An 8,270-nucleotide genomic window follows, 5' to 3' on the forward strand; every position below is an offset into this window, starting at 1 on the left:
CTCCGCGGGGCCGGGGGCCGAGCGATAACGAGAGGGTTGGCATGCGGGGCCGTCATGCGGGGATGACGTGGCCGACGCGGAAGAAGCCGTCCGGGTCGTAGGCGCGCTTGACCGCGCGCAGCCGCCGGTAGTCCGCGGCCGAGTAGGCTGCGGCCGTGCGGGAGGGGTCGGACAGGAAGTTCAGGAACGCCCCGCCGCCGGCGTGCGGTCGCAGCGCCGCCGCCAGCCCCGGCACCGGCGTGTCCAGGATGGCCGACAGCTTGGTGTCGCGGTGGCTGACCGGTCCGGCGTCCGGGCCCGGGCGGCTCATCGCGCCGCCCCAGTGCCGGATCTCCACCGTCCGCGCCACCTCGGCGGCCCGCACCAGCGTGTCCAGCACCTCGTCAGGGGCCTTCTCGAACATGTCCATGTGACGGTTGGGCGTGCCGCCCATGGCCGCGGCCGCGTACGTGGTGGGTCCGGTCTCGTCCCTCAGCGCCGGGCCGGCGGCCCGCCACAGCGGGGCGAGCAGCCGCCGGGCCTCGGCGGCCGGACCGGCGTGCAGGACCTTGACCATCGCCACGCGCTCGTCGCGCTTGAGCACGACGGCGGTGCTGATCTCGTCGGGCGCGTCCTCGATCCAGTCCCGGTACGCGCTCAGCAGCTCGCCCGCCGCCTCGATCGGGAAGTACGCGAAACCGGCGTACACCTCCGACACCGGGTACAGCCGGAACTCCAGCGCGGTGACCACCCCGAACCCGCCGCCGCCCCCGCGCAGCGCCCAGAACAGCTCCGGGTGGCTGTCGGCGCTCGCCGTGACCTTGCTACCGTCGGCCAGCAGCACCTCGGCCCGCACCACGCTGTCGGCGGCGAAGCCGTGCTTGCGGGCCAGCCACCCCAGCCCGCCCCCGAGCGTGTAGCCGGTGACGCCGACGGTGGGCGACGAGCCCGACAGCGGCGCCAGCCCGGACGGCGCGGCGGCGGCGAGCACCTCGCCCCAGAGCGCGCCCGGCCCCACGCGGGCGATCCGGCGCGCCGGGTCCACCAGCACCGACGCCATCGGCGACGTCCTGACCAGGACACCGCCGTCGCAGGCGGTGTGCGTGCCGTGCCCGGTCGCCTGCACCGCGAACGGCACCCCGTGCCGCCGCGCCGCCAGCAGCGCCGCCCGTACGCCGGCGACCGTGTGCGCCTCGGCCACCACCCCGGGCCGGGAGTCGACGGCCGGGTTCACGGCCCGGCGCAGCTCGTCGTATCCCGCCGAGCCCGGCAGGTGCGTGGTGCCGGCGAAACCCGGGAGGGTGATCTGGTCCTGGAGGGTGTACGGCTGGCTCATCGTCAGGCCCTTCTCTGTGCGATCTGAGATCACTGTGCTGGAGGGCGCTTACGGCAATGTTCCCGTCGCCTTACCGTCGCCCTGAAGCTCCTTACGGGTCCCAGAATCCGGCCGCGACCGGTGCCCGGGCATCGGCCGCTCGTCGCCGTCCCGGGTACGCCGCCGGTGGTAAATTCCGCCGCCCGCCACCACCCTCTGGGCCGGGCGCATGACGTGCCGGACCGCCCTCCGGCGTAGAGGTGGACGATCAGGGGCGGGCGAATGAGGTGCCGGGGGCCGCCCTCCGCGGTACGGGCCCGGTCGGCCGCGTCACGTCACGGGGACGATCTCGGCCCGGGTCAGGGTGCCGCGTTCGACGGTGAGCAGGCCCAGCGTGCCGTGCGGCTGGCGGCGGCGGTCGGTGGGGGAGCCCGGGTTGAAGATGCGCAGCCCGCCGTCCGACTCGTCGAGCGGGATGTGCGAGTGGCCGAAGACCACCAGGTCCGCGTAAGGGAACCGGCGCCGCAGGCGGGCCGGCCGCCCCTTGGCCGGGCCGCTGTCGTGGATCATGCCGATCCGCAGCCCGTCCAGGGTCAGCTCCAGGGTTTCGGGCGCCACCACGTCCGGGCCGTCGTTGTTGCCCTTGACGACGTGCACGGGCGCGTACGCGGCCAGCTCGTCGAGGACCGAGGCGACGCAGACGTCACCCGCGTGCAGGATGACGTCGGCGCCGCGCAGGTGCTCGGCCACCCGGGGCGGGCACGACCGCCACCGCCGCGGCGCGTGCGTGTCGGACAGGACGACGATCTCCACGCTGCCATCCTGCCCGGCCGGCCGGCGGCCTCACCTTGGGGGAGGTGACGGCCTCAGTCGTAGAGGTCCGCCAGGCGGGCCCGCCAGATCGGCTTCCGGCCGCCGTCCTCCTCGAACAGCAGGTGCGCGGCAGATGGTGGCTGGCAGCGCGCGCCCAGGTGCGTCGGCGTTGCCGTATCAGGCTGCTGTACGGCAACTGAGTTCGGCCCGGTCCAAGGATGTGCAGGGTCGGTGTCAGCAGCGGAGTTGGTATGACTGGCATCGCAAGCCGGTGGCCAGGGGCCACCTTGCCGAGGGAAAAGCTGGTGAGCGTGGCAGGTCGCTGCGGCTCAATGCGGGGCACCCAAGGGCCTCGCTCAGCACGGTTCGCTGCCTGGTTGTCAGGTCGTTGACGAACACGACCGCCGCGGCCTGGGTCTCCGTACGGGCCTCTGCGATCTCGTGCACCTTGCCGGTGCTCATCAGGGTTCGCGCCGAGTAGGGGCGATCCATGTTCGCCTTTCCTCCTGGGGCTCGGCCTTTCTTGCCGCCCGAGATGCCACATCCTCGCCTGGGTCGAGGCGCTCTGCGACCGGGTGAGCATCATCCGGGACGGCCGGCTCGTGGAGGCCGGCACGCTCACGCAGCTACGCCATCTCACCCGCACCTCGGTCACGGCCGCACTCACCAGAATTCCGGACAACGGCCTGCCCCACGTCCACGACCTCACCATCGACGGCGATCGCGTGCGCTTCCAGGCCGACACCGACCACATCGGCGACGTGCTGACCAGGCTGACCGAATACGGCGTCCGCGACATCACCGCCCAGCCCCCCACCCTGGAAGAGCTGTTCATGAGGCACTACCGATGAACACCGCAGCACTGATCCGGCTGATCCTGCGCCGCGACCGCGTCTGGCAGCCGCTTTGGATCGGCTCGGTCACCCTCTTCGTCGCGACCACGGTGGCCACCATCGGGCAGCTGCTCCCGACTTTCGAAGCACGCCTGCACTACGCCGACGAGATCGCGGATAATCCGGTGATCCTGCTGCTGCAGGGACCGACCTACGGCGACAGCCTCGGCGCGGCCGCCGCACAGCAGCGGGGCGCCGCCACCACCATCTTCGCCGCCCTGGTCAGCGTCATCCTCCTGGTCAAGCACACCCGCTCCGACGAGGAAAGGGGGCGGCGGGAACTCGTCGGCTCGGCCCCCGTAGGGCGGCACGCCCCGCTGACCGCCGCCCTCATCGTCGTGCTGGCCGCCAACGCCGTACTGGCCGTGCTGATCACCATGGTCGGCGTGAGCGCCGGACTCCCCCTGGCTGGATCCCTCGCCTGGGGGCTGATGGCGGCCTCCGGCGGCTGGGTCGGCGCGGCACTGGCCGCGGTCGCCGTACAGGTGGCCCAGAGCGCCCGCGTGGCCGGAGCCGTGGCCTTCACCGTGTTTTTCGCCGCTTACCTGATCCGAGGCCTCAGCGACCTGGGCGGCCCAGGCATGCACTGGCTGGGCTGGCTCGTGCCGAACGGCTGGATGCTGCGTGCCCGCGCCTTCGGTGGCGAGCAGTGGTGGGTGTTCCTGCTGGTTGCGGCGTTCGTCGCGGCCTTGGTCGCAGTGGCTTACGTACTGTCGGCCCGCCGGGACATCGGCACCGGCCTTGTGCCCCCGTGGCTCGGTTCCTCCGATGCGCCGAACGTTCTGCGCGGACCACTCGGGCTGGCGTGGCGGATTCACCGGGGCATGGCGCTGGCGTGGATTGCGGGTGCAGCCTGCATCGGTGTGGCGATCGGGCTGGGCGGGCAGGGCGCTCTCGAACAGTTCGGTCAGAGCGGAGGACCGGCCTTCTGGGCCCGGCGGACGGGTACAGGTGATCCCGCCCAGATATTCTTCGAGCTCGTCGTGTACGAGCCGGCCGTCTATTCCGTCTCGCCGTACGCGATCACGACGGTTCTCCGCCTGCGCGGCGAGGTGGCCACGGAACTCTTCCTGTCCCACCCGGTGAACAGGGCGTACTGGGCACTCAGCCATCTCGTGTTCGCGGTGGCGGTGCCCGTCGTCGTGCTGGTGACCGCCGGTCTGGCGTTGGGCCTCGGCAGCGGGGACTACGCCGGTGGCCTGGCCCTCACCATGGTCGTCCTGCCCGGTATCTGGGTGATGGCCGGGATCGCCGTGGCGGCATTCGGGCTGTTCCAGCGGGCCGGAGCAGTCGTGGGGTGGGCCGCATTGGCGCTGACGATCGCCCTGGAAATCGGCTGGGAGGTTGGCCTGGTGAGCGACTCGCTTTTCATGATCTCGCCGTTCGCGCACGTCCATTACTCCACGCTGGCCGACCCCGGACCGGGCACGCTGCTCGGCCTCACCCTTGTGGCGGCCGGTTTTGTGGCGGTGGGCCTGTACGGGCTCCGCCGCCGCGATCTGGCCCTATGACCCGCTGGCTCGGGGGGAACCGCCGAGCGTCGTGGACGACTGCGCGAATCTGGTGGCCGCCGTACGCCGGACGAGGGCCGGGACGGGTTCGGTGGCCACCGCCCGGCAGTAGAGCTTGCCTACTTCGAAGCCTTGCGCGATCGACGCCGGAGCGGGTCAGGTCGTGTAGGCCGCAGCCAACCGCGGGCCGTGTCGCTTCGACCGGATGTCCTTGACCCTGCCCGCGCGGACAACGCGCACCTGGACTTCGGCCACGGCATTCACTACTACCTGGGCGCCACGCCTGCCCGGGGCAAAGCCTCGGATCGCGCTCACAACGCTACTGCGCCGCTTGCCCGCGGTGGAAGTCGCCGTGCCGACCGACCGGCTCGGCTGGTGGCCGAGGCGGCAGCGGGCGCTGGCCGCCTTGCCGGTGCGCTCCTGGCCGCCTCCTCCGACCTGAGCGGTCAGCCCTCCTCAGCCGGCGGATACAGGCCAGCCTGGCGATAGACGGCGGTGAGGTAGCGCAGCATCTCGGCGGTGTCCGGCGGATCAGGCTGCAGCACGCGGTAGGTCACCGCCCCGGCCATCATGTCGATCAGCACGTCCAGGTCAGCGTCGGCGGCCACCGTGCCGTCCTGCTGGGCGCGTCGGAGCATCGCGGCGGCCAGCTCGCGGCGAGGCAGGATGTAGTGCTTCCAGTAGACGGCCATCAGAGCGGGATGGCTCACCGCCGAGCCCATAATGCGGGCGACCAGCGCCCGGAAGTCGGGGCTCGCGGTCATCTCGGCCGCCGCGGGCAGGACGTGTTCGACGAGGTCCTGCGGAGGCAGGGCATACACGTCGGCGGCAGACGGTGTGACCTCGGCGCTGACCCACTGCTCGATGGCCTGGGCGATCAGGTCTTCCTTGGTACTCCAGCGACGGTAGACGGTCAGCTTTCCCACCCCGGCGCGCTTGGCGACCTGTTCGATGCTGGTGCCCTCCACGCCGCGCTCGACGAACAACGCCAGCGCGGCGGAAAGGATCGCGGTATCGGTCTCGGGGTCGCGCGGGCGTCCGCGACCGCGGGCGGCGGTCATCCCGGTCGTCCTGGGGCGGTCATCGCAGGGCTCCGTCCAGCCAGCGGGTGATATCGGCAGGACCGCCCTTGCAAGCCACGTGGGCGTCCGGGCGCAGCAGCATAGCGGGCCCCGCGGCAGGCCCTGCGGCGCGGAGCCGGATCACCTGGTCGCCGAGCCGCTGCCCGGCTGCATCGAAGGCGGCCTGATCGCCGAGCACGGCCCAACGGCCGCGCAGTTCGGCGTGCAGCCGGGTGCGGCTGCCGTCGGGGCGCTCGCAGGCCAGGTCGTCGATGCGGTCACCGGGACGGGGCTTGCGCCCGCGCCCACCCAGCGTTGCGCCGAGCGGGCCGCGCCGGTAGCTCACCCACAGCTGCGAGGTGGTGTAGGTGGTCCAGCGCTGAATCCAGGCCTGGTTGAACACCCGCATCAGCACCTGGTCGCGCAGCAGCCGGCCGAGCGGGCTACCCGCGATGTTGACCTTGGTGGCGGCGGTGCTGCCACGCAACACCGCGGTGGCCAGCGGGCGGCGTTCGGCCTGGTAGGTGTCGAGAAGCGCCTGTCCGGCCCTGCCCTGCACGACCAGGGCGAGCTTCCAGGCAAGGTTCTCGGCGTCGCCGAGCCCCGTCAGCATGCCCTGCCCGCCGAACGGAGCGTGTACGTGGGCGGCGTCCCCGGCCAGCAGGATGCGCTCTTTGCGGTAGGTGCCGGCCAGCCGCCGGTGCACGCTGAACAGCGACGCCCAGGTGACGTCGGTCAGGCGCAGGCCGGTCAGGCCGGTGCGCGCGGGCAGGATGCGCCGCATGCGCTCGGCGATCTGTTCCTCACCGGGCTTGTCGCCCGTGAAGGCGGCGTCGTAGGCGAGCAGCCGCCACTGATCGCCGGGCATCGGCATCGCGCCCAACACGCCGTCGGGGTGCATCCAGCCGCTGGTGCCCGAGCGGTCCAGCGGCGGATCGCCGTCGAGTCTGCCGTCGACCAGCAGGAACCGCTCGCTGACCTTGACGCCGGGAAAGCCGATGCCGGCCAGCTTGCGGACCGTGCTGGCGGTCCCGTCGCAGCCCACCAGCCAGCCTGCCCGGATGGTACGGCCGTCGGCGAGCGTCGCGGTGACGCCGGTGGGGTCCTGCTGCGCCTTGACCAGCCCGGCGCTCCATTCCGGCCGGCCGCCCAGTTCGGCCAGCCGGGCACGCAGCCGTTCCTCGACGCGGGCCTGGGAGATCACCATCGGCGGGGCGGCGGTGCCCAGGCCTGGGTCGCCGAACCGGATCTTCATCATCGGGCGGTCTCCGGCATAGGTGGTGATCGTCATGGCCCGTACCGACTCCTGCGGCAGATCGCCGAGGGCGCCCAGGCGGTCCAGCACCTCCGAGCCACGGGCGTGCACGAAGTTCGCCCGGGACGTGGTGGCCGGCCCCGCGGCCTTGTCGATCACCTGGACCGAGACGCCGTGCTGCAGCAGGGCGCACGCCAGCGCCAGGCCGACCGGCCCGGCTCCGACCACCAGGACATCGCTCTCCATGCTCACCCTCCTTTAATTATCGAAACGGTATCGTAAACAAATAATGCCCTTGATCGCTCCCCCGTGTCCAGAGGGGTCGGCCCGAGCTACGAGCGAGCGCCCACGTCTGCGCGGTTCAGCTAGGAGGGGTCGCCTTCAACGCCGTTACGCGAGCGGTGCCTGGCCCAGGCGTGCAGGGCCAGGCCGGCGGCGACCACGATGACCGCCGGCCACAGCAGCGTCGCCGATCCGCCGGCGGCCAGCCAGCCAATGACGAAGGCGGCGAAAACCCCCGGCCGGACGGCAATGTCGCGGCCCATCATGGTCTCCTGCCTGCCTGTCTGCCGGAGGGATGTAGGTGTGGTGCCGGAGATAGATCACATGAGGTAGCGCAGCCACAGGTACGGGGCGACCAGGGCGACGGTGACCGCGGTGACGATCAGGCCGTACTTGGTGAACTGCCAGAAGCTGATCGGGGTGCCGTTGCGGGCGGCGATGCCCAGCACGACCACGTTGGCGGCGGCACCGACGGCGGTGGCGTTACCGCCCAGGTCGGCGCCGAAGGCCAGCGCCCACCACAGCACCTGCCCGCCCCCGTGGCCGCCCTGGAACTGCACCAGTTGCTCCACGATCGGGCTCATCGTGGCTACATAGGGGATGTTGTCCACGATGGCCGACAACACCGCCGAGCCGCCCAGCAGCCCCATCGTGGTCAGCTCGGGCCGTCCGGCGGTCGCCGCGACCGCAGTCTGGGACAACTGGCCGATGACGCCGGTGTTGACCAGGGCGCCGACCATGACGAACAACCCGGCGAAGAACACCAGCGTGGGCCACTCCACCTCGGCCAGCGCCTGCTCGGTTGTCACCTTGGTGACCGCCACCAGCACCCCGGCGCCGAGCAGCGCCACCACCGACGGCTCATAGTGCAGCACCGGGTGCAGCACGAACGCCGCCATCACCAATCCGAGAACCGCCAGGCTCTGCCACAGCAGCCGCCGGTCGGCGATGGCTTCCCGCTCGTTCAGCGTCATGATGGCCGCGGCGCGTTCTGGGTCGTAGCGGAACGTCCGGCCGAACATCAGCCAGCACAAGGCGACGAACACCGCCATCAGCACGATGACCATCGGCGCCATGTGCACCAGGAAGTCGTTGAAGCTCAACCCGGCACGGCTGGCGATGATGATGTTCGGCGGATCTCCGACCAGGGTGGCCGCGCCG

Annotated in this window: 9 protein-coding genes; 2 read left to right on the forward strand and 7 right to left on the reverse strand. The window is 71.6% G+C overall.

Going from position 1 to position 8,270, the window contains the following annotated elements:
* Positions 1-52: 52 nt before the first annotated feature.
* From ABGB18_RS19500 to ABGB18_RS19510, 3 genes are all read right to left on the reverse strand, one after another.
* Positions 53-1,315: an FAD-binding oxidoreductase gene (locus ABGB18_RS19500; protein WP_347696940.1), complete on the reverse strand. Its 1,263-nt coding sequence runs from the start codon at positions 1,313-1,315 to the stop codon at positions 53-55.
* 309 nt (positions 1,316-1,624) lie between these two features.
* Positions 1,625-2,107 (reverse strand): metallophosphoesterase family protein, encoded by a 483-nt coding sequence (locus ABGB18_RS19505; RefSeq protein ID WP_347696941.1) that lies wholly within the window; start codon positions 2,105-2,107, stop codon positions 1,625-1,627.
* A gap of 234 nt (positions 2,108-2,341) precedes the next feature.
* Entirely contained in the window at positions 2,342-2,599 is a 258-nt protein-coding gene (locus tag ABGB18_RS19510) for a hypothetical protein (RefSeq protein WP_347696942.1), read from the reverse strand.
* A gap of 83 nt (positions 2,600-2,682) precedes the next feature.
* On the opposite strand from ABGB18_RS19510, the gene ABGB18_RS19515 reads away from it, so the two are divergent.
* Positions 2,683-2,958, forward strand: coding sequence for a hypothetical protein (locus tag ABGB18_RS19515; RefSeq protein ID WP_347696943.1), 276 nt, complete (start codon positions 2,683-2,685; stop codon positions 2,956-2,958).
* The gene (locus ABGB18_RS19520; protein ID WP_347696944.1) at positions 2,955-4,511 is read left to right on the forward strand and encodes a hypothetical protein; all 1,557 of its coding nucleotides are present in this window, start codon (positions 2,955-2,957) and stop codon (positions 4,509-4,511) included. Before ABGB18_RS19515 ends, ABGB18_RS19520 begins: the two co-directional genes overlap by 4 nt.
* Positions 4,512-4,957: 446 nt before the next feature.
* Here ABGB18_RS19520 and ABGB18_RS19525 read toward each other — a convergent pair whose 3' ends face one another.
* From ABGB18_RS19525 to ABGB18_RS19540, 4 genes are all read right to left on the reverse strand, one after another.
* Entirely contained in the window at positions 4,958-5,572 is a 615-nt protein-coding gene (locus ABGB18_RS19525; RefSeq protein ID WP_347696945.1) for a TetR/AcrR family transcriptional regulator, read from the reverse strand.
* Positions 5,573-5,591: 19 nt separating this feature from the next.
* On the reverse strand, positions 5,592-7,073 hold the full coding sequence (locus ABGB18_RS19530; protein WP_347696946.1) for an FAD-dependent oxidoreductase: 1,482 nt from the start codon (positions 7,071-7,073) through the stop codon (positions 5,592-5,594).
* Positions 7,074-7,192: 119 nt separating this feature from the next.
* A complete protein-coding gene (locus ABGB18_RS19535) occupies positions 7,193-7,375 on the reverse strand; it encodes a hypothetical protein (RefSeq protein ID WP_347696947.1) in 183 nt (60 codons plus the stop codon).
* Between the two features lie 54 nt (positions 7,376-7,429).
* Positions 7,430-8,270, reverse strand: an 841-nt coding sequence (locus ABGB18_RS19540; RefSeq protein ID WP_347696948.1) for an SLC13 family permease, incomplete at its 5' end; no start/stop codon positions are given.

This window comes from Nonomuraea sp. B12E4, assembly GCF_039871825.1.
Taxonomy (GTDB): domain Bacteria; phylum Actinomycetota; class Actinomycetes; order Streptosporangiales; family Streptosporangiaceae; genus Nonomuraea.